General features: G+C 73.0%; 15 protein-coding genes and 1 pseudogene. 3 read left to right on the plus strand and 13 right to left on the minus strand.

Going from position 1 to position 20,261, the window contains the following annotated elements:
• Positions 1–9: 9 nt before the first annotated feature.
• Entirely contained in the window at positions 10–1,080 is a 1,071-nt protein-coding gene (locus IEY91_RS07200) for a C40 family peptidase (protein ID WP_164319424.1), read from the plus strand.
• A gap of 66 nt (positions 1,081–1,146) precedes the next feature.
• Here the strand turns inward: IEY91_RS07200 and IEY91_RS07205 are convergent, their stop codons facing one another.
• A complete protein-coding gene (locus tag IEY91_RS07205; protein WP_164319422.1) occupies positions 1,147–1,515 on the minus strand; it encodes a PIN domain-containing protein in 369 nt (122 codons plus the stop codon).
• Positions 1,516–1,641: 126 nt separating this feature from the next.
• Here IEY91_RS07205 and IEY91_RS07210 point away from each other — a divergent pair, with 126 nt between their 5' ends.
• Entirely contained in the window at positions 1,642–2,676 is a 1,035-nt protein-coding gene (locus IEY91_RS07210; protein ID WP_189173475.1) for a PLL family lectin, read from the plus strand.
• A gap of 64 nt (positions 2,677–2,740) precedes the next feature.
• On the opposite strand, the gene IEY91_RS07215 is transcribed toward IEY91_RS07210, so the two are convergent.
• From IEY91_RS07215 to IEY91_RS07235, 5 genes are all read right to left on the minus strand, one after another.
• Complete coding sequence (locus IEY91_RS07215; protein WP_189173276.1) at positions 2,741–4,873, minus strand: 3-hydroxyacyl-CoA dehydrogenase NAD-binding domain-containing protein; 2,133 nt, start codon at positions 4,871–4,873, stop codon at positions 2,741–2,743.
• Positions 4,870–6,096, minus strand: coding sequence for a thiolase family protein (locus IEY91_RS07220; protein WP_164319418.1), 1,227 nt, complete (start codon positions 6,094–6,096; stop codon positions 4,870–4,872). The genes IEY91_RS07215 and IEY91_RS07220 overlap by 4 nt, the downstream gene beginning before the upstream one ends.
• A gap of 198 nt (positions 6,097–6,294) precedes the next feature.
• Positions 6,295–7,590 carry a ribonuclease D gene (locus IEY91_RS07225; protein ID WP_164319416.1) on the minus strand — a complete coding sequence of 432 codons (1,296 nt, stop codon included), beginning with the start codon at positions 7,588–7,590 and terminating at the stop codon, positions 6,295–6,297.
• 78 nt (positions 7,591–7,668) lie between these two features.
• Positions 7,669–8,331 carry a response regulator transcription factor gene (locus IEY91_RS07230; protein ID WP_016643199.1) on the minus strand — a complete coding sequence of 221 codons (663 nt, stop codon included), beginning with the start codon at positions 8,329–8,331 and terminating at the stop codon, positions 7,669–7,671.
• Between the two features lie 261 nt (positions 8,332–8,592).
• Positions 8,593–9,252, minus strand: coding sequence for a DUF3000 domain-containing protein (locus IEY91_RS07235; RefSeq protein WP_189173277.1), 660 nt, complete (start codon positions 9,250–9,252; stop codon positions 8,593–8,595).
• A 208-nt stretch (positions 9,253–9,460) separates the two neighbouring features.
• On the opposite strand from IEY91_RS07235, the gene hemE reads away from it, so the two are divergent.
• Positions 9,461–10,528, plus strand: a complete 1,068-nt coding sequence (gene hemE / locus IEY91_RS07240; RefSeq protein WP_189173278.1) for a uroporphyrinogen decarboxylase — start codon at positions 9,461–9,463, stop codon at positions 10,526–10,528.
• Positions 10,529–10,540: 12 nt separating this feature from the next.
• Here hemE and IEY91_RS07245 read toward each other — a convergent pair whose 3' ends face one another.
• The 7 genes and pseudogenes from IEY91_RS07245 to IEY91_RS07275 form a co-directional block, all read right to left on the minus strand.
• Positions 10,541–11,227, minus strand: coding sequence for a spherulation-specific family 4 protein (locus IEY91_RS07245; RefSeq protein WP_189173279.1), 687 nt, complete (start codon positions 11,225–11,227; stop codon positions 10,541–10,543).
• A gap of 455 nt (positions 11,228–11,682) precedes the next feature.
• Positions 11,683–12,576: pseudogene (locus IEY91_RS07250) on the minus strand (NAD-dependent epimerase/dehydratase family protein); the annotation flags it as partial.
• A 7-nt stretch (positions 12,577–12,583) separates the two neighbouring features.
• Positions 12,584–13,297 carry a nucleotidyltransferase family protein gene (locus tag IEY91_RS07255; protein WP_164319406.1) on the minus strand — a complete coding sequence of 238 codons (714 nt, stop codon included), beginning with the start codon at positions 13,295–13,297 and terminating at the stop codon, positions 12,584–12,586.
• A gap of 78 nt (positions 13,298–13,375) precedes the next feature.
• Complete coding sequence (locus IEY91_RS07260) at positions 13,376–14,377, minus strand: SDR family NAD(P)-dependent oxidoreductase (protein WP_189173280.1); 1,002 nt, start codon at positions 14,375–14,377, stop codon at positions 13,376–13,378.
• A 46-nt stretch (positions 14,378–14,423) separates the two neighbouring features.
• Positions 14,424–15,980, minus strand: a complete 1,557-nt coding sequence (locus IEY91_RS07265) for a hypothetical protein (protein ID WP_189173281.1) — start codon at positions 15,978–15,980, stop codon at positions 14,424–14,426.
• A complete protein-coding gene (pelF, locus tag IEY91_RS07270) occupies positions 15,977–17,674 on the minus strand; it encodes a GT4 family glycosyltransferase PelF (RefSeq protein ID WP_229696764.1) in 1,698 nt (565 codons plus the stop codon). Before pelF ends, IEY91_RS07265 begins: the two co-directional genes overlap by 4 nt.
• A 330-nt stretch (positions 17,675–18,004) precedes the next feature.
• The gene (locus IEY91_RS07275) at positions 18,005–20,140 is read right to left on the minus strand and encodes a hypothetical protein (protein WP_189173282.1); all 2,136 of its coding nucleotides are present in this window, start codon (positions 20,138–20,140) and stop codon (positions 18,005–18,007) included.
• Positions 20,141–20,261: the final 121 nt, after the last annotated feature.

The following is a 20,261-nucleotide window of genomic DNA, read 5'->3' on the forward strand; positions in this document are numbered from 1 at the left end:
GAGCCACTCATGCCGCCCAAGAAGAAGCGCCCCGCAGTCCACGCCGTCACCGTCCTCGCCCTGCTCGCGGGCAGCGCCTACCTGACCGTCGAGCTGCGCAAGGACGAGCAGGACAAGGCGCCCAAGGTGCAGGCCGTCACCGACACCCCCGACCTGACCAACGGGACCGGGCAGGCCGACGGGAAGCAGAAGTGGGAGCGGCTGCGCAATCCCGACCGCTCCGTCCTGCGCACCGAGGACGGCAAGGTCCTCGCCTCGTTCACCGACGGCGCGCGCACCGCGACCCTCTCCGGGCCGAGCCGTACCTTCGCCGAGCCCACCAACACCAAGTCCAAGGTCGTCACCGACAACTGGGTGCGGCTGATGCCGGAGATCTGGCGCAAGGGCGCGGAGAAGGAGAAGTGGTTCAAGGACTGGTTCAAGGAGTTCGCCGGCAGCGAGGAGGACGACATCTTCGCGATGGCGTTCCAGTACGTGGAGGGGGCGCCGGTCAAGAAGGACGACGAGGGCATCTCCTACGCCGGTGACGCCAGCTTCGGGCCGCTGAACCCCAACGGCAGCGAGGGCAACGACCTGCGCGAGGAGCAGTCCGACTTCTTCGACTACCTCGGCATTCCCTACACCTTCCGGGACGGTACGACGATCCAGCCCGAGGCGAAGCGGGCCCGCGCGATGGACTGCTCCGGGTTCATCCGCACCATCTTCGGGTACCGCGCCCGCTATCCGCTGATGGCTTCCGACCTCGCCGGGGACGGGCTGCCGCGGACCGCCAACGGGATGGCCCGGGGCAAGGTGGGCACCGCCGTCATCCCCCTGAAGGGCGTCGCCGCCGCCGACCGCCCGAAGACCATCGACGTCGTCCAGCCCGGCGACCTCGTCTTCTTCAAGCTCGACGCCCGCACCAAGCAGCGGCTCGACCACGTGGGGATCTTCCTCGGCCACGACGCCGAGGGCCACAAGATCTTCATCTCCAGCCGCGAGGAGGTCAACGGACCGACGATCGGCGACAAGGGCGGTACGTCCCGCCTGGACGGGAACGGGTACTACGCGTCGGCACTGCGGAGCGCGAAGCGCCTGTAGGGCCTGCGGTTCGTTTTCGCCTGCGGCCTGGTGGGACGTGCTCCTGTCCCGCCGCTCCGCGGCGGGCTAGCCCCGTACCGCCCGGGGGCCCACCACTTCCGCGCCCAGGGCCGACACCCGGTGGCGGAGCTCGCGGTCCGCGGTGGCCACCACGCAGGGGCCCGGGGTCTCGGTGACCACCTCCACGATGCGGTCGTCGCCGCTCCCCGGGGCGGAGTCGACCCGTACGCCGGGGACGGAGTCGATGCCGCGGGCCTGGCCCTCGACGACGAGTACGACGGTGAGGGGGCCGGGCACATCGGCAAGCCCGGTCGCGGCCACCGGCACCAGACGGTCCCGCAGCCGCTCCGCGGCCCCGCGGCGGTCGCGCCACCAGCCGTCCGGCACGGAGCCCACGACGTTGGCGGCGTCCACGACGAGGGTCACTGTCTCCATACGGCCAAGCCTCGCACGCCCGGGTGCACCCACCCCCACCTCGCCCATTAGAGTTGCCAGGACCGACGTCCCACCCCCGGAAGCCCCGGAACCGGCATGCCCCCAGCCTCCACCACCGCCCCGACCGTGAACGGCGACTGGCTCATACGCGCACGCGACGGCAGGCTCGCCGTCTACGCCTGCGAGAGCGACGCCGTGGTGTGCCGCACCCAGCAGCGCCCGGGCGGCCCCTGGACCGCGCCCCGCGCCGTCGGGGGCGACCAGCGCGTCCACCCCGCCCTCGCCGTCGCCCAGGGCACCGACACCTACGCCCACCTGGTGTCCTGGCGCCCCACCGTCCCCGGCGAGTCCGGCCTCGTACACTCCACGCACTTCCAGCCGCACCTCACCGCCCTCGACTGGAACCCGCTCGGCCACCCCAACAAGAAGGGCGACCGCACCGGCCCCCCGGCCGTCACCGTCGACGCCCAGGGGCGCGCCCACGTCTTCGTACCCAACAGGGGCGGCGGCGTGAGCATGCGCGGCCAGAAGGAGAAGGGCGGCTGGGGGCCCTGGCGCGACCTGAAGGGCGCCGGCGTGCGCGGCCCTCTCGCCGTGACGACGGCCGAGTCCGGCCTGGTCACGGCGTACGCGACGACCCCGGACGGCATCCTGCGGTGGACCCAGGCCTCACCCGGCGCCGTCCCCGTCCTGGACGAGGAACCCCTCGCGGTCAAGGCCCGCCCCGGCACCCTGAGCGCCCTCGCCACTTCAGCAGAGCACACGACCCTCTTCTTCACGGACGAGGGCGGGGAGTTGTGCGCCTGGCGGGGGAGTGCGGACGACGAGCCGGTGGCCGTCCTGACGGCCGCGGGGTCCGGCCCCGTGTCCGCCATGCGCTGTGAACTCGACGGCCACGACTGCACCTTGCTCGCCCAGCGCGCCGAAAGCGGCCGCGTCGCCTTCGCCGCGTACCCCACCGAGCTGGAGTCGGCCGGCGCCTGGTGGACCGAGTCGGGCCCCGCCCTGCCGGTGGACGCGCGGGTCGCCCTCGCCGAGGACGGGACCGGCCGCGTGGTCGCGGCGACCTTCGTGCCCGGCACGGGCACCCTGCGCCTGGCCCACCGCAAGGACGAACCGGGCCTCGCCCTCAAGGCCTGGGAGCAGGCACCCTCCGTGTAGAGGGCGCCACATGCCGGTGCCCGGCACGCCACGCGGGCGTACCGGGCACCTGAGCGTCAGCCGACTACGCGGGCACGCTCGCGAGCCCCTGCGCCAGGAACTTCTTGCCGTTGACGCGCTCGCTGACACCCTCACGGTCCAGGTACGGCGTGATGCCGCCCAGGTGGAAGGGCCAGCCCGCGCCGGTGATCAGGCACAGGTCGATGTCCTGCGCCTCGGCGACGACACCCTCGTCGAGCATGAGCCCGATCTCCTGGGCGACGGCGTCGAGCACGCGGGCGCGCACCTGCTCCTCGGTGAGGACGGAGTCGCCCTGCTTCAGCAGCGCGGCGACCTCCGGGTCCAGCTCCGGCTTGCCGCTGTCGTACACGTAGAAGCCGCGCTTGCCGGCCTCGACGACGGCCTTCAGGTTCGGCGACACCGTGAAGCGGTCGGGGAAGGACCGGTTGAGGGTCTCCGAGACGTGCAGGCCGATGGCCGGACCGACCAGCTCGAGCAGGACGAGGGGCGACATCGGCAGACCGAGCGGCTCGACGGCCTTCTCGGCCACGGCCACCGGGGTGCCCTCGTCGATGACGTTCTGGATCTCGCCCATGAAGCGGGTGAGGATGCGGTTCACGACGAACGCCGGGGCGTCCTTCACCAGGACCGCGGTCTTCTTCAGCTTCTTGGCGACACCGAAGGCCGTGGCCAGCGAGGTGTCGTCGGTCTGCTCGCCGCGCACGATCTCCAGGAGCGGCAGGATCGCGACCGGGTTGAAGAAGTGGAAGCCGACGACCCGCTCGGGGTGCTTCAGCTTGGACGCCATCTCCGACACCGACAGCGAGGAGGTGTTGGTCGCGAGGATCGCGTGCGCCGGAGCGACCGCCTCCACCTCCGCGAACACCTGCTGCTTGACGCCGATCTCCTCGAAGACGGCCTCGATGATGAAGTCGGCGTCGGAGAAGCCCTCGGCCTTGTCCAGGACACCGGTGACCAGGGCCTTGAGGCGGTTGGCCTTGTCCTGGTTGACGCGCCCCTTCAGCAGGAGCTTGTCGATCTCCCCGTGGACGTACGACACACCCTTGTCCACGCGCTCCTGGTCGATGTCGGTCAGGACGACCGGCACCTCCAGGCGGCGCAGGAAGAGCAGCGCGAGCTGCGAGGCCATCAGACCGGCGCCCACGACGCCGACCTTGGTGACCGGGCGGGCCAGATTCTTGTCCGGCGCGCCCGCGGGGCGCTTGCCGCGCTTCTGCACCAGGTTGAACGCGTAGATGCCGCTGCGCAGTTCGCCGCCCATGATGAGGTCGGCGAGCGCCTTGTCCTCGGCGTCGAAGCCCTTCTGTACGTCGCCGTCCTTCGCGGCTGCGACGATCTCCAGGGCGCGGTACGCGGCCGGGGCGGCGCCGTGCACCTTGGAGTCGGCGATGGCGCGGCCGCGGGCGACCGCCGCGTCCCAGCCCTCACCGCGGTCGATCTCGGGGCGCTCGACCTTGACGGTGCCGTTGAGGACGGAGGCCGTCCACACCAGCGACTGCTCCAGGAAGTCCGCGCCCTCGAACAGCGCGTCCGCGATGCCGAGTTCGAAGACCTGCTTGCCCTTGAGCTGCTTGTTCTGGTTCAGCGAGTTCTCGATGATGACCGAAACCGCTCGGTCCGCGCCGATCAGGTTCGGAAGGAGCGCGCAGCCGCCCCAGCCCGGGACGAGGCCCAGGAAGACCTCGGGCAGCGAGAACGCGGGCAGCGCCTGGGAGACGGTGCGGTACGAGCAGTGCAGACCGACCTCGACGCCACCGCCCATCGCCGCGCCGTTGTAGTACGCGAACGTCGGCACCGCGAGGCCCGAGAGGCGCTTGAAGACGTCGTGGCCGCCCTTGCCGATGGCCAGCGCGTCCTCGTGCCGCTTCAGTATCTCGACGCCCTTGAGGTCGGCGCCGACGGCGAAGATGAACGGCTTGCCGGTGATGCCGACACCGACGATCGTGCCCTCGGCCGCCTCCTTCTCGACCTGGTCGATCGCGGCGTTCAGGTTCGCGAGCGAACCCGGGCCGAAGGTGGTCGGCTTGGTGTGGTCGAAGCCGTTGTCGAGGGTGATCAGGGCGAACCGCCCGGCGCCCGCGGGCAGATCGAGGTGGCGTACGTGAGCCTGCGTCACGACCTCGTCCGGGAACAGCTCGGCCGCACCCTTCAACAGCTCAGTGGTGGTGGTGCTCACTTGTCGCCTCCGGCGTCCTTGTGGTGCGGGTTCTCCCAGATGACCGTGGCGCCCATGCCGAAGCCGACGCACATGGTGGTCAGGCCGTAGCGGACCTCCGGCTGCTCCTCGAACTGCCGCGCCAGCTGCGTCATCAGGCGTACGCCGGACGAGGCGAGGGGGTGGCCGAAGGCGATGGCGCCGCCGTACTGGTTGACGCGGGTGTCGTCGTCGGCGATGCCGTAGTGCTCCAGGAAGGCGAGCACCTGCACGGCGAAGGCCTCATTGATCTCGAAGAGACCGATGTCGGAGATGGAGAGCCCCGCCTGGGCGAGGGCCTTCTCGGTCGCCGGGATCGGGCCGTAGCCCATGACCTCGGGCTCAACTCCCGCGAAGGAGTACGACACGAGCCGCATCTTGACCGGGAGGCCGTTCTCCCGGGCGAAGTCCTCGGAAGCGATGATCGAGGCAGTGGCGCCGTCGTTGAGACCGGCGGCGTTGCCCGCGGTGACGCGGCCGTGCGTACGGAACGGCGTCTTGAGCCCGGAGAGGTTCTCCAGCGTCGTGCCCGGACGCATGGGCTCGTCCTGGGTGGCCAGACCCCAACCGGTCTCGCCCACATCGGAGTTGGTGTTGCGCACCGAGATCGGCACCAGGTCCTGCTGGATCTTGCCGTTGGCGTACGCCTTGGCGGCCTTCTCCTGCGAGCGCACCGCGTACTCGTCGGCGCGCTGCTTGGTGATGCTCGGGTAGCGGTCGTGCAGGTTCTCCGCCGTCATGCCCATGAACAGGGCGGACTCGTCGACCAGCTTCTCGCTCACGAAGCGGGGGTTGGGGTCGACGCCCTCACCCATGGGGTGGCGGCCCATGTGCTCGACGCCACCGGCGATCACGGCGTCGTACGCGCCGAAGGCGATGGAGCCCGCGGTGGTGGTGACGGCGGTGAGCGCGCCCGCGCACATGCGGTCGACGGAGTAGCCCGGCACGGACTGCGGCAGTCCGGCGAGGATGCCCGCGGTGCGGCCGATGGTGAGCCCCTGGTCGCCGATCTGCGTGGTCGCGGCGACCGCGACCTCGTCGATCTTGGCCGGGTCGAGAGCCGGGTTGCGGCGCAGGAGCTCCCGGATCGCCTTGACGATCATGTCGTCGGCGCGGGTCTCGTGGTAGATGCCCTTCGGTCCCGCCTTGCCGAACGGGGTGCGGACGCCGTCGACGAAGACGACGTCCCTGACGGTACGAGGCACGATGGCTCTCCTCCAGGGTGCGGTGCGCTCTGCGGCGCGCTTCCTCGCCCCATGCTACTTATCAGTAACTACCTGGCCAAGGGTGGGTACGGGGAGGCACACATCACATGCGGCGCGCACACTGCGGGACTGGGGGTGCACGCCCCGCGGCGCCGCGTGGCCCGCACCCCCACGAGCCAAGCGGCGCGCACCCCGCGCCTACGGGGCCGGTGTCGCCAGGGCCCGGGTGAGGGCCGGGGTCACCTGGGTGATCTGCCAGGGGCGGGCGCCGTGGGTGGTGAGGGCGGCGGCTACGGCGTCGGGGGTGAGGTCCGACGGGGGCTCCCAGCAGACTCTGCGGACGGTGTCGGGGGTGATGAGGTTTTCCTGGGGCATGTTGAGGCCCTCGGCGAGGGCCGAGACCGCGGCGCGCGCGGCGGAGAGGCGGGCCGCGGCGGCGGGGTCGCGGTCCGCCCAGGAGCGGGGCGGCGGCGGCCCGGCCACGGCCTGGCCGGGCTGCGGCAGCTCCACGTCCGGCAGCGCCTTCGCGCGCTCGACCGCGCCCTGCCACTGCTCGAGCTGACGCCGCCCCATCCGGTGCCCGAACCCGGGCAGCGCGGTGAGGGCGTGCACATTCGCGGGCACGGCGAGCGCCGCCTCCACGATGGCCCCGTCACTGAGCACCTTGCCGGGCGAGATGTCACGCCGCTGCGCGATCCGGTCCCGGGTCGTCCATAGCTCCCGTACGACAGCCAGCTGCCGCCGGCGCCGCACCTTGTGCATGCCCGACGTACGCCGCCAGGGATCCTTGCGGGGCGGCGCGGGCGGCGCCGAGGCGATCGCGTCGAACTCCTCGCGGGCCCACTCCAGCTTCCCCTGCCGGTCCAGCTCCTTCTCCAGCGCGTCGCGCAGGTCGACGAGGAGCTCGACGTCGAGGGCGGCATAGCGCAGCCAGGGCTCGGGGAGCGGACGGGTGGACCAGTCGACTGCGGAGTGGCCCTTCTCCAGGACGTAGCCGAGGACGCTCTCGACCATCGCGCCGAGGCCGACCCGGGGGAATCCGGCGAGCCGCCCGGCCAGCTCCGTGTCGAAGATGGCGGACGGAACCATGCCTATTTCCCGCAGGCACGGCAGATCCTGGGTCGCCGCGTGCAGCACCCACTCGGTGCCGGCGAGCGCCTCGCCGAGCCCGGACAGGTCGGGGCAGGCGACGGGGTCGACGAGCGCGGTGCCCGCGCCCTCGCGGCGGAGCTGGACGAGATAGGCGCGCTGGCCGTATCGGTACCCGGAGGCGCGCTCGGCGTCCACGGCCACCGGTCCCGTACCGGCGGCAAATGCCGCGATGACCTGGGCAAGCGCTTCCTGGTCGGCCACGACGGGCGGAATGCCGTCACGCGGTTCTAGGAGAGGGGTGGGTGTCCCTTCGACGGAGACGCCTGTGACGCCTTCGTCCGGAGGAGCGCCTCCGGTGGTTCGCAGTGAGCTGTCTGCTGCGGTCTCTTGGGCGTCGGTCACCTGTCAAGGGTATCTGTGAACGCACGGCGCCCGTCGACGGAACGTTACGTCGACGGGCGGCCGGGGGGTGTAAATCGGTCAGTGGATGATTCCCGTGCGCAGGGCCACCGCTACCATTCCCGCCCGGTCGCCGGTGCCGAGCTTGCGGGCGATGCGTGCGAGATGGCTCTTGACAGTAAGCGCGGACAGGCCCATCGAGACGCCGATGGCCTTGTTGGACTGGCCCTCGGCGACCAGGCGGAGCACCTCCACCTCGCGCCCCGAGAGCTCGCGGTAGCCACCGGGGTGGCTGGGGGTGCCCGGCGGACGCCGGTGCATACGGGCTGCGGCGGAGCCGATGGGGGCGGCTCCGGGTCGGGTGGGGAGTCCCACGTTGGTACGGGTGCCGGTGACGACGTAGCCCTTGACGCCGCCCGCGAGGGCGTTGCGCACGGCGCCGATGTCGTCGGCGGCGGAGAGCGCGAGGCCGTTGGGCCAGCCCGCGGCGCGGGTCTCGGACAGGAGGGTCAGGCCGGAGCCGTCGGGAAGGTGGACGTCGGCGACGCAGATGTCGCGGGGGTTGCCGATGCGGGGACGAGCCTCAGCGATGGACGAGGCCTCGATGACGTCACGTACACCGAGGGCCCACAGGTGGCGGGTCACGGTGGAGCGGACGCGGGGGTCGGCCACGACGACCATGGCGGTCGGCTTGTTCGGGCGGTAGGCGACCAGGCTTGCGGGCTGCTCGAGGAGAACGGACACCAGGCCTCCTGGGGTGGCGGGACGGAGCCGGCTCGGAGATGAAGCGGGGACGAACCGTGCGTTTCAAGGTCACAGACCTCTTCGGCACCAACAGCACCCGCCTTTAGGGGATGATCACGATTTGGTGAGTAACAATTCGGGCGATTCGGACATGCGATCGATCATCCGACGATCAACCGTTCTCACCAGGCGTGTTGCCCCCGTGAACCGCGCCGCGCCCCCGGCGACGTCAACGCCGGGGGTCACCGTCGCGCCCCGCCGTCACGTGGAGCGCGGGCCCCGGCGCTGCGGCAGCGACACCACCGAGCCGTCCGCCGCCGCGGCCGGCGGCAGCCCCGCGATCTGGCACAGCAGATCGCACCAGGCCGCCAGATGCGCCCCCGTGTCCGGCACGCCGCCGACCGACTCGCGCGGCGTCCAGGACGCGCGGATCTCGATCTGCGAGGCGGGCGGGCGCTCCGCGAGCCCGCCGAAGTAGTGCGAGCCCGCGCGCGTGACCGTTCCGCTCGGCTCGCCGCACGCGAGGCCCCGGGCCTGCAAGGCCCCGGTCAGCCAGGACCAGCACACCTCCGGAAGGAGCGGGTCCGCCGCCATCTCCGGCTCCAGCTCCGCCCGCACCAGCGTCACCAGACGGAAGGTGCCCTTCCAGGCGTCGTGCCCGGCCGGGTCGTGAAGGAGCACGAGGCGGCCGTCCGCCAGGTCCTCGTCGCCGTCGACCACCGCCGCCTCCAGCGCGTACGCGTACGGAGCGAGGCGCTTGGGCGGCGGTGTCGGTTCCACCTCGATATGCGGCCGCAGCCGTACCCCGCGCAGCGCCTCGACCGCAGCGCGAAACGGCGGCGGACCGGCGTCCGCCACCACCCCCTGTGCGCCGTCCATCTCGCCAGCGCCGTCCGACCGTTGTCCCTGAGCCGCAGCCATGCGGGGAAGATTAAGGGGAATGGCGCCGCTGTGCAGGGAGGCGCCCCTCTCGGGGCGCGCGTTCGCTCTCCGCTTGACCGCTGGGCGCCTGTCTTTTCGGTCCCGCGGGCGGGGTGCACCTTGATCGCGCTGCGCGCTCGTCCTCAAACGCCGGACGGGCTTGATCCCCCGGCACCGGCCCCTGTCTCGCCCGTGCGAAACTTTGGGGGTGAGTGTCAATGACGAGGCCACGGGCCGGCAGAACGCAGCTACGTACGACTCCGCATTTCTGAAGGCGTGTCGGCGGGAGCCCGTGCCGCATACGCCGGTCTGGTTCATGCGGCAGGCCGGGCGCTCACTGCCCGAGTACCGCAAGGTGCGTGCGGGCACGGCCATGCTGGAGTCCTGCATGATGCCGGAGCTCGTCACGGAGATCACGCTGCAGCCGGTGCGCCGGCACGGCGTGGACGCCGCGATCTACTTCAGCGACATCGTCGTACCGCTCAAGGCCATCGGCATCGACCTCGACATCAAGCCGGGCGTCGGGCCCGTCGTGGAGCAGCCGATCCGGTCCCGCGCGGACCTCGCGCGGCTGCGCGACCTCACGCCCGAGGACGTCAGTTACGTCACCGAGGCCATCGGGATGCTCACGCGTGAGCTGGGCGAGACGCCCCTCATCGGATTCGCCGGTGCGCCTTTCACTCTCGCGAGCTACCTCGTCGAGGGCGGTCCGAGCCGCAACCACGAGCACACCAAGGCCATGATGTACGGCGACCCGCAGCTGTGGGCCGACCTGCTCGACCGGCTCGCGGAGATCACCGGCGCCTTCCTGAAGGTGCAGATCGAGGCGGGCGCGAGCGCCGTGCAGCTCTTCGACTCCTGGGTCGGCGCGCTGGCCCCCGCCGACTACCGGCGCTCCGTGATGCCCGCGTCCACCAAGGTCTTCGAGGCCGTGGCGGGGTACGGCGTGCCGCGCATCCACTTCGGTGTCGGCACCGGTGAGCTGCTCGGGCTGCTCGGCGAGGCGGGTGCCGACGTGGTCGGCGTGGACTGGCGCGTGCCGCTCGACGAGGCAGCCCGGCGCGTCGGGCCCGGCAAGGCGCTCCAGGGCAACATCGACCCCGCGGTCCTCTTCGCCACGCGCGAGGCCGTCGAGGCGAAGGCCGACGAGGTGCTCGCCGCGGCGCGAGGCCTTGACGGCCATGTCTTCAACCTCGGCCACGGCGTGCTGCCCAGCACCGACCCGGACGCGCTCACCCGGCTCGTGGAGTACGTCCACACGCGTACCGCTTCCTGAGCCGGCGGGACGTCACCGGGTTCCCTCCAGGCCCGGGGAGCGGGGCGGCTGCGGCGGCCTCGGCGGCGTCGTCCATGGGTTGGGGCCCGCGCCCGGCACCGCGCAGTGCACCCCCGCGCCCCGCCGCACCGCCGTACGCACGGCGAGCGGGGCGAGGGCGGGCGGCACCCCGTACACCAGGTGGCAGAAGTGCTCGGGGGAGTGCCGGGCCGTCCACGGCGGGGCGGTGAACGAGCGCAGGTACGTCGTCCAGTGCCCCTCGAACGTGACCAGGAGGTCGGCGGCGCGCGCGTAGCCCGGCGCCGGGTGCACGCCCGGGTTGAGGACGACCGGGTCCGCGCCGCGCTCCCGCGCCGAGCGGACCAGGCGCCGGCAGTGGCGCAGGTCGCGGCGGCCGGGGGAGATCCGGTCGAAGAAGCACCCGTCGACCTGGTACCAGTCGAAGTGCCGGTCCAGATCGGCGTCGACCGCCTGCCGCGAGCGCTGCCCGTACGCCGTGTCGACGTACCCGAGCACCCGGACCCCCGCCGTCCGCAGCGCGTGCGCGGCCTCGGCGAACGCCGGATCGGGCGCCGCGCCCGGCCCGTCGGCGGCGTTCAGGACGACGCCGTACAGATCGGGCGCGACCGCCACGAGCGCGTCCCAGGCCGCGGGGTCCATGGCCGGGTGCACATACAGCGGCACGAGCAGGGACCTCATGAGCGGGGCCCGCCGGGCGCGGGGGCGGGGGCCGGGGCGGGCCGCGACGTCTGCCCGGCGGTGCGGCCCGGCGCGGGGACCCCGGGGAGGGGCTCCGCGACGCCCGGGTGCGCGTCCGGTGCGGTGTCGGATTCCGTGCCCGGTCGGGGTTCCGGTGCGGAGCCCGACTGGGTGCCGAGCCCGGAATCCTGCCCCGCGCTCGAAGTGTTGCCCGGCTCGGCGTCCGGCCCCGGGGTCGCGGGGTGCGCGACGCCCCGGCGTGCGCCTGGTGTGGTGCCGGGTGCTGTGCCTGGCCCGGTGCGGGGGGCCGTGCCCGGTCGGGGTTCCGGTGCGGAGCCTGACTGGGTGCCGAGTCTGGAGCCCTGCCCCGCGCCCGATGCGGTGCCCGACTTGGCGTACGTCGCCGGAGCCGCCCTCGGCGTCGCCTTCGCCCGTAAGCCCGGCGCCCCCTTCCCTGCCGCCCCGTCCGCCGTCCACAGCGCCGCCAGTGACTCGGTCAGGGTGAACGCCGGTTGCCAGCCCAACTCCCTTGCTGCCGCCGTGATGTCGGCGCACTGCCACGGGACCGCCGCCGAGCGGCCGGAGCCGGTGAGGGTTTCCTCGATGCGGCCGCGGAAGGCCGCCGCGCGGACGAGGCCGTGGGCCAGGTCGCGTGCCGGGACCGATTGGCCGCTGCCGATGTTGAGGATGGGGGGCAGGGGGTGGGGGGTGGTGATGGCGAGGGTCACTGCCTCGGCCACGTCGCGTACGTCGACGAAGTCGCGGTAGGAGGACAGGTCGCCCACGCGGATCGTGTCGTGCGGCGACTGCTCGGCGGCGCGCCGCAGTTCGGCGGTGAGGCGGCCGGGGAGGCCTGCTGTGGGTGCTCCGGGGCCGACTGGGTTGGTCACCCGTAGGACGACGGCGTCGAGGCCCGATGTTGTGATGGCGAGAGTGCCTGCCAGTTTCGTGGCGCCGTACGGGGCGAGGGGCCGGGCGGGGGCGTCCTCCGCCGTGCGCGCGCCGCGCGCGCACGGCCCGTACTCGGCGGCCGAGCCGAGGTGGACCAGACGGGCGCCGGGCGCGGCGGCCCGCAGCGCCTCGCAGAGGGCGGCGGGGCCGCGGGCGTTGACCTCCGCGAGAGTCACGGCGCCGCCGCCCACCGCGCCCGCGCAGTTGACGACCGCGTCCGGCGCGGCCCGCGCGAACAGTTCCGCGAGGGTGCCGGGCACGTCCGTGGCGAGGTCGCAGCGCACGTCGGCGTCGGGGGCACGGCCGCCGGTGAGCAGCCGCGCGCCCGGCAGGGCGCGCAGCCGCTCGGCGATGTGCCCGCCCAGGTATCCGGTGGAGCCCAGGACGAGGATCCGCACGGGTCCGTCACGCTCCCTTGAGCAGCAGGGAGCGGTGGGTGGTGAACTCGGCGTTCGCGCGGTCGTAGTCGTCCGGGCGGCCGATGTCGAGCCAGTAGCCGCCGAACTCGTAGGAACGCGGCGGGGTTTCGGACTTCAGCAGGTCGAGGACCAGCTCGTCGAAGCCGAGCGGCAGGCCCGGTGTGTACGGGGCGAGGGTGTCGCGCGAGACGCCGTACACCCCCATCGAGACGCGGTAGTCGATGCTCGGCTTCTCGGTGAAGGCGACCACGTGGCTTGCCTCCGTGGTCAGCACGCCGAAGTCGATGCGGACCTCGCGCGCGTACGTCGCGATGGTCAGCGGCGCCTCGGACTCCCGATGCGTGCGCAGCACGTCCGCGTAGTCGAGGTCGGTGAGGACGTCGCCGTTCATGACGAGGAAGTGCTCGGGCAGGCGGTCCATCATCGTCAGGAGCGGGCCCATGGTGCCCAGCGGGCTGTCCTCCGTGGCGTAGCCGACGCGCAGGCCCCAGCGGGAGCCGTTGCCGACGTAGGCGCGGATGATGTGGCCGAGGTGGCCGATCGCGAGGGTGACGCTGGTGAAGCCCGCCGCCGAGAGCTGGCGGAGCACGATCTCCAGGATCGCGTGCTGGCCGCCGATCGGCACCAGCGGCTTGGGCAGCGAGGTGGTGTACGGGAGGAGCCGGACGCCCTTGCCTCCGGCGAGTATGACTGCGTGCATGGGGTGCTCCCCTGGGTGTGGGTGAGTGGTGCGCGAGTACGTGCGCGAGCGGGTGCGCGCCGGTGTGGTGACGTACCGTCAGATGTTGTAGACGCCGGTCTTGTAGCGGGCCAGGTTGGCCGGGTCGCGGAAGAACTCGACGGTGTGGGCGAGGCCTTGCTCCAGGTCGTGCGCGGGGGCCCAGCCGGTGGCGGCGCGCAGCCGGGAGGCGTCCGCGACCAGGCGCATCACCTCGGAGGCGGCGGGCCGGACGCGCTGCTCGTCCTCCGTCACGTCGAGGTCGGTGTCCATGACCTTGCCGATGAGCCGCACCAGGTCGCCGACGGAGATCTCGCCGCCCGTACCGGCGTTGAAGGTGCGGCCCTCCACGGTCGCCGCGGGCGCCGTGCCGACCGCGAGGAACGCCTGCGCGGTGTCCTTGACGAAGGTGAAGTCCCGGGTGGGCCGCAGGTCGCCGAGCGTGATGGTGTGGTACCCGGCGGCGACCTGGCCGATCACGGTCGGGATGACGGCCCGCATGGACTGGCGCGGGCCGAAGGTGTTGAACGGCCGCAGTGTGACCACGGGTGTGCCGAAGCTCGCGTGGTAGGAGTCGGCGAGCCGGTCCCCGCCCGCCTTCGAAGCGGCGTACGGGGACTGGGTGTTGATGGGGTGGTCCTCGGTGATCGGCACGGTCTGCGCGGTGCCGTACGTCTCGCTGGTGGAGGTGTGCACCAGGCGCGGGACCTCCAAGTGCCGTACGGCTTCCAGGACGTTGAGGGTGCCGGTGACGTTGGTGTCCACGTAGCTGTGCGGCGCCTGGTACGAGTACGGGATCGCGATGAGGGCGGCCAGGTGGTAGACGGTCTCCGCGTCCGCGACCAGGGAGCGCACCGAGCCGTTGTCGCGCACGTCGCCGAGCACCACCTCGACGTGGTCGAGGACGTCGGCGGGCAGTGTCTCCAGCCAGCCGTAGGAGGAGAAGGAGTTGTACTGGACCATCGCGCGCACGCGGTGTCCCGCGGCCACCAGTGCCTCGGTGAGGTGCGAGCCGATGAAGCCCTCGGCTCCCGTGACGGCGGCGATCGGTGCGGAAGTCATGTGATTCTCCTGGCTGTTGAGAAGAGTCGGGGTGGCGCGGTGCCGCTCAGGCGTGGGCGGTCGGCCTGCCCAAGTGGCGTACGGCGGCGGCGAGCAGGACCGGCGCGGCGGCCGTACAGCCGACGAGCTGGGCCGTCGCCGCCGGGAGCGACGAGACGTACGGCAACGCGGTGGCCGTGGCCGCCGCGCCGAGACAGAGCGCGGCCGACGGCCAGGCCACACCGAAGGCCTGAAGGAGCAGGGCCGTCCACAACACCGTGCCGAGGGAGAGGAGTTGGGCCGGTGGGGTGTCGATCAGCGGGGTGCTCGCGGCGATCGGCGCGAGGTAGGCGGACACGCACACCGCCAGCGCGCGGGTGGAGCGCAGCCGGAATCCGCCCGGCGTGGTGGAGGAGCGAAGGGCCGCGACGGCGAGCCCTCGGTAGCGGAACAGGAGCCACTCGGCGGGGCCCATGCTGAGTGTCAACACGATGACGGCGTAAGGGTCCTGGCGTCCCGCGAGCGTCGCGAGCGTGCCGGCCGCGAGGCCGAACAGGCCGTACGGCAGCGAGTGCGCGAGCCGCGGCACGGGTCCCGGTGCCGGGTCGGCGCGCAGCGCGGGACGCAGCACGTGCCAGGCCGCGACCACCGCCAGCGCCACGGTGAGGACCGGCAGTCCGAGCCGCAGCGCGGTGGGCGGCTGCCACCACGGCAGGGCCGCCGCGCCCGCCACGACCGGCAGCAGCGCCACCGCGAGGAGCTTCTCACGGCCGAGCACGAGCAGCACGCCGGCGGCGGCCAGATAGCAGGACTGCCCGACGGCGAACACGGAGGCGGGACCGGGCCCCGCCACCGCGAGGCCCGCCGCCGTCGCGCACACCACGCCGGGCGGCGCCCCGCGCAGCAGCGTGCGCGCGGCCTCGCGGGGGCCCGCGGCGAGCCGCAGGTACGCCCGGTGACTGAGCGCCTGCGACCAGGCCCACGACACGAGCGCCGCCGCGATCAGGGCGTGCAGGCCCGGCCCGCCCAGCAGGCCGCCCGCGGCGAGGGGGTAGGCCGCGCCGGGCAGCGCGAACAGCAACCCCCGCAGCGCGCACCGCAGATGGTCCGGCCGCCACGGGTCGGGCGGTGCGCCCGGCTCCGGATGACTGCGCGGCACCCGCTCGTACAGCGCGTCGGCCAGCGAGAACAAGTCCGGGTGCCCGTACGTCTCCTGGATCCGGTCCCCGGTCATGCCCTGCGACTCCAGGACCGCCGCGACTTCGTACGGGTGGACGGCCGCGCCGATGTCGTCGGCCAGCTCCGCCGCGAGCTGGTCGACGGGGTCGTCGGGCCGTGCCGGGCGGAGAGTCGCGCGGCGGCGCGGGGGCTCGCCGTGGGCGGGCGGACCGCTTTGGGTGCGTGAACCGCTTTGGGCACGCGGGCCACCTCGGGTGCGCGGGCAGGCGGCGGCGAGTCGGCGGGGGCCGCCGCGTCGGGGCTCGTCCTCCATGGGGTCGGGCTGCGCCCAGGAGGGGCGGCGCCTGGGGTGCGGGGCGGTCCCGCCGGGCCGACGCCCGGCGAGCCGGATGCTGAGCGTGTCCTCGCCGGAGGCGCGGGGCGGCAGCGGGGTCGGGCCGCTCATCCGGCTGCCTCGCTCTCCGCCGGAGCGGGCGTCGGGTCCGGGAAGCGGTGGGCGGGCCGGGGGACTTGGGACGGGGCGGCCTTGGCGGTGTAGCGGACGGCGGAGTGGACCGTGGTGCGGACCACGAAGCGTTCGTGGAGGCGGACTTGGGCAGGCGCGGTCGTAGCCGCCGTCGCGGGCGCCGAATCCTCCGCGGCCGTGGCTGCCGTCGCCGGGGCGCGGCCCGTCGCCAGCTCCGTATAGATGTCCCGGAAGGCGTCCACCGTCTGGCGCAGGGTGAACTGGTCGATCACCCGGAGCCGGGCGGCCTCGCCCATCGCCGCTCGGCGGACCGGGTCCTCCAGGAGTTCGACGGCCGCCGCCGCCATGGCCTCCGGGGAGCGCGGCGGCACCACGAGCCCGGTCGGCCCCACGGCCTCGCGTACGCCGCCGACGTCCGTGGAGACGGTGGCGCGCCCGCACGACATCGCCTCGATCAGCGTGAACGGGAAGCCCTCGCTGATGCTGGACAGCATCACGACGTTGCCCGCCGCGTAGGCGTCCTTGATGTGCTCGACGCGGCCCTCGAAGACCACGCTGTCGCCGTGGCCGAGCGAGGCGGCCAGGGCCTCGCACCGCTCCCGGTAGGCCTCGCCCCCGCGCGGCGTCCCGCCGAACAGCCTCAGCCGCGCCTTTGGCACCCGTTCCTTGACGAGGGCGAAGCAACGTATCAGCGTCTCCAGGTCCTTGATCGGGTCGACGCGCCCCGCCCAACTCAGCGTGGGATTCCCGGGTTCGGGGCCCGCGGGCGGGAAGGCCTCGGGGTCGACGCCGTTGTAGACGGTGCGTATCAGCGCCGGGTCGGCGCCGCCGCGCTCCTCCCAGAGCCGGTTGTAGCGGTTGCCGGGGGTGATGAGGGCGGCGCGGCGGTACGACTCCTCGGCGAGCAGCCGGAAGAAGCCGAGCAGCACGGCCTTCACCGGCCGGCGGTAGGGGCCCGTGCGGTACCCGAGGTAGCGCTCGCGCAGATACACGCCGTGTTCGGTCAACAGCAGGGGTACGCCGTGGAGTTGACGTGCCACCAGACCGGGGAGTGCCGCGATGCCGCCGCTGACGGCGTGGGCCACGCCGTACTCGGGCGGACGGCAGGCGAGGGGCCGCAGGGCGTGTTCGAGGAGCGTGGTCGCGGTGACCGCGTCGTGCAGGGTGGGGCGGGCCCCGGCGACGGGCAGGTGCGGGGCGTTCCAGACGGAGGCGAGTACGCGTACGGCCCGGTCGGTGCGCAGGGCGGGCGAGAGCGCGCCGTCGCGGGCGTGCCGGGCGAGTTCGTACAGGGCAGGGCCGAAGCCGCTCTCCGCGGCCGGGTCGAGCAGGGTGGTGAGGAACTCCTCGTACACGGACAGGAGTTGGCGCAGTCGGCGGCCGCGTGGGGCGCGTCCGGCCGGGTCGGGGCCCCACATGGGCAGGCAGACCGGCTCGGTCACGTGCGGCGGCAGATCCCAGGCGAGGGGTTCGCGCCCGGTGCCGGTGACCGCGATGACGTCGAAGCGGAGGTCGGGCATCCCGCGCACGAGCTGGTCGCACCAGACGCTGACGCCGCCGTGGCTGTGGGGGTAGGTGCCTTCGGTGAGCAGGGTGACCCTTGCATCGAGGGACGAGCCGGACGCGCCGGGTGGCGCCCCCGGTAAGGGCACGGATGCGGGTGGGTTGGGCATGGGTGGCTCTCCCGAGCGAAGTACGAAGTACGTGGACGAGCGGACCGGCGGCGGAGGCACACGCGTGCCCGCGGGCGGGGTGGGGACGGGTCGGTGACACACGCGTCGACGTGGGGTGGGTCGGCGGTGCGGAGGTCGGGGGCGGCAGTTGAGCCCGCCCCTTGTCGGCTGACGGACTGTCAGCCCTGGCCGGACCGCCCCCACCCGCCCCCCGACGGGTGGGAGTCCGGCCCGGGCGGTCGGCCCGGGGTCATGTGGACAAGGGGCCCGCGAAGCGGCGGCGCCGCCCCCCGACGAAACCCCCGCCGATACCCCCGACGAAACCTGCGGCTACCGCAACGGCCCCGGCGGTACATACCGCTTCGCGCCCGCAGGCACAGGCAACTTCTTGCCCGATGGCTCCGCCACAGGAGTCCGCCCCGACCGGCCCGAGGCAGGCGCGGCGGGCAGATCCAACGTCACCCGATCCTGAAGCGTCCCGGGCGACACCCAGCCGGACACTCTGCCCGCGTACGCGGACCCGAACGCCCCGCTGCCGATGAGGAGTTCCTGCCGCGTCCCGGAGGGCATCGTCGCGGTCGCGGCGACACCCGAGGGCGCCTGCACGGTCACCTTGTCGCCGATCCGGTGGGCGGTGACCCGCCCGGAGTCGACGGCCGCGTCCCACACCGCACGCGAGCGCAGCTCCGCGCCGATGTCGGCCATCCGCAGATTCACCAGCGGCGCGGACGACGCGAACAACCCGTCGTACGCGTCGAGTACACGGTCGAGAACCGGGTACGCGATGCGGTCCTCCGCAAGGTTGGACTGGTGGAGGAAGTGCGGCCGCGGGTTCCCGGAGAGCGCGTGCCCGAGGGCGATCTGCGACTCCACGGGCACGATGTGGTCGGTGTACCCGGTGTCGGGGTCAAGGGGCCGGTCGAGGCACGCCATCACGGGGGACGTCTCGCAGATGCCGCTGCCGCCGTCGGCCTTGCGGGTGTAGATCCAGTTGTACTCGTCGATCTGCTCGCCGGTGCGCCCCACGTTGTAGAAGATGTTCATGGGGTAGCGCGGTGTGGTGAGCGCGGGACCGGCCTGCCGCTGCGCGGGCTCGCGGGAGTTGTCCGAGCCGAGCCAGCGCACGCCGTTGTCCTGCAGCGCGCCGCTCAGGTTCGGGTTGTCGTCGGGCTGCTGCGGCAGGACCCGCAGACCGGAGTGCTCGCCGGTCACCAACTCGCCGTTGTTCAGGGGCAGTCCGGCCCGCTGGCCCCACTGCCGGTTGTCGGAGAACTGCCGGGAGAGCTCGGCGCGCGGCACGTACCGCGTGCTGCCGTCGGTGTTCTCGACGCACTTCCACGGCACCGCGGACACGTCCTGGACGCAGCCGAGGAACGTGTGGTTGTAGGTGTGGTTGACCCAGCGGTAAGCGGCCTTGTCGGCGATGAGCTTGTCGGCCAGCGGGTCGGTGCCGCCGTTCTCCTCGCGGAACAGCTCGCTGCCGCCGCCGTTGTAGACCATGTCGAGCGTGACGCCGCGGTTCCTGGACCACTCCTTGGCGTACTGCGCGTCCGCCGTGGTCATCCGGATCCCGTCCTGGGTGCCCTCGCCGGGCGCGCAGTCCACGTGGCCCGGCGTGCAGTCGAGCTCGGTGTCCCAGCGGTCGTCGGAGCCGAACACGTCGTCCACGTGCACCGCGAAGTGGTTGCGCGAGGCCCCGAGGCGCACGCCCTGCGTCATCCAGTCGACGACGCCGCGGGCGAGCAGCTTGAACTGCTGCTGGTGCTCGTTGTAGACGAACGTCACGACCAGCTCGCGCCGCCCGTCGTGCCGGTACTCGCCCACCAGGGAGCCGCGCTCCTGCCCGCCGGGCACCGGCGCGTCCACGTACGGAGTGAAGTCGGCGCCCGGCGCGGGCTTGGCGAGGTAGCCGTAACTCTCGCCCACGGTGGGCGAGTTGTCCTCGAAGGGCACGGCGTCGTCGAGATAGGCGAACGGCCCGGCCTTCCCGGCACCCGTGACCTGGGCGCGGACGCCGTCGAGGGAGCCGCTGAAGTCCGGTGTCTGCAGGCCCGCTTGGGGGCGGGCGTAGGTGTACGCGTCCACCTGCGGGATGGCGTACGTACGTTCGTACGCGGCGAGGGCGGCCATCTCGGGCGAGCCCGCGCCGAACGGGTTGTCGTGGGGCAGGACGACGGCCTGGAACTTGGCTCGCGGCCGGCCCGAGACGGTGTCCGCGAGGAAGGCCGAGGTGATGGTCGGGCGGCCGCTCGCCCGAAGGTCGACGGTGGTGAACGGCGTTCCCTGGGCGTCGAGTTCGGCGGCGAGCGCGGCGGTGGCGGGGCCGCCGTCGGTCACCACGAGGACGCGTAGGTCGATGCGGGGTTCCGCAGCCGCAGCGGCCGCCGTGGCTGGTCGGCCGGGCAGGCTGAGCGCGATGAGCAGAGCGCCGGCGCCGAGTGCCGCCGCTCTCGCGGTGCGATTCATTCTGGTTGTGGTCCCCTCCGCGGTCGGGTCGCGGCGGTGTCGCCACCGCCGCACCCGCCCCCCAACGGCCCGGCCACTTGTCGCAGTCTGTGTCCGCGCCGCTCTGACGCGTCACATAGTG

Origin of the sequence: Streptomyces lasiicapitis, from assembly GCF_014646335.1 — a bacterium.
Classification (GTDB): domain Bacteria; phylum Actinomycetota; class Actinomycetes; order Streptomycetales; family Streptomycetaceae; genus Streptomyces; species Streptomyces lasiicapitis.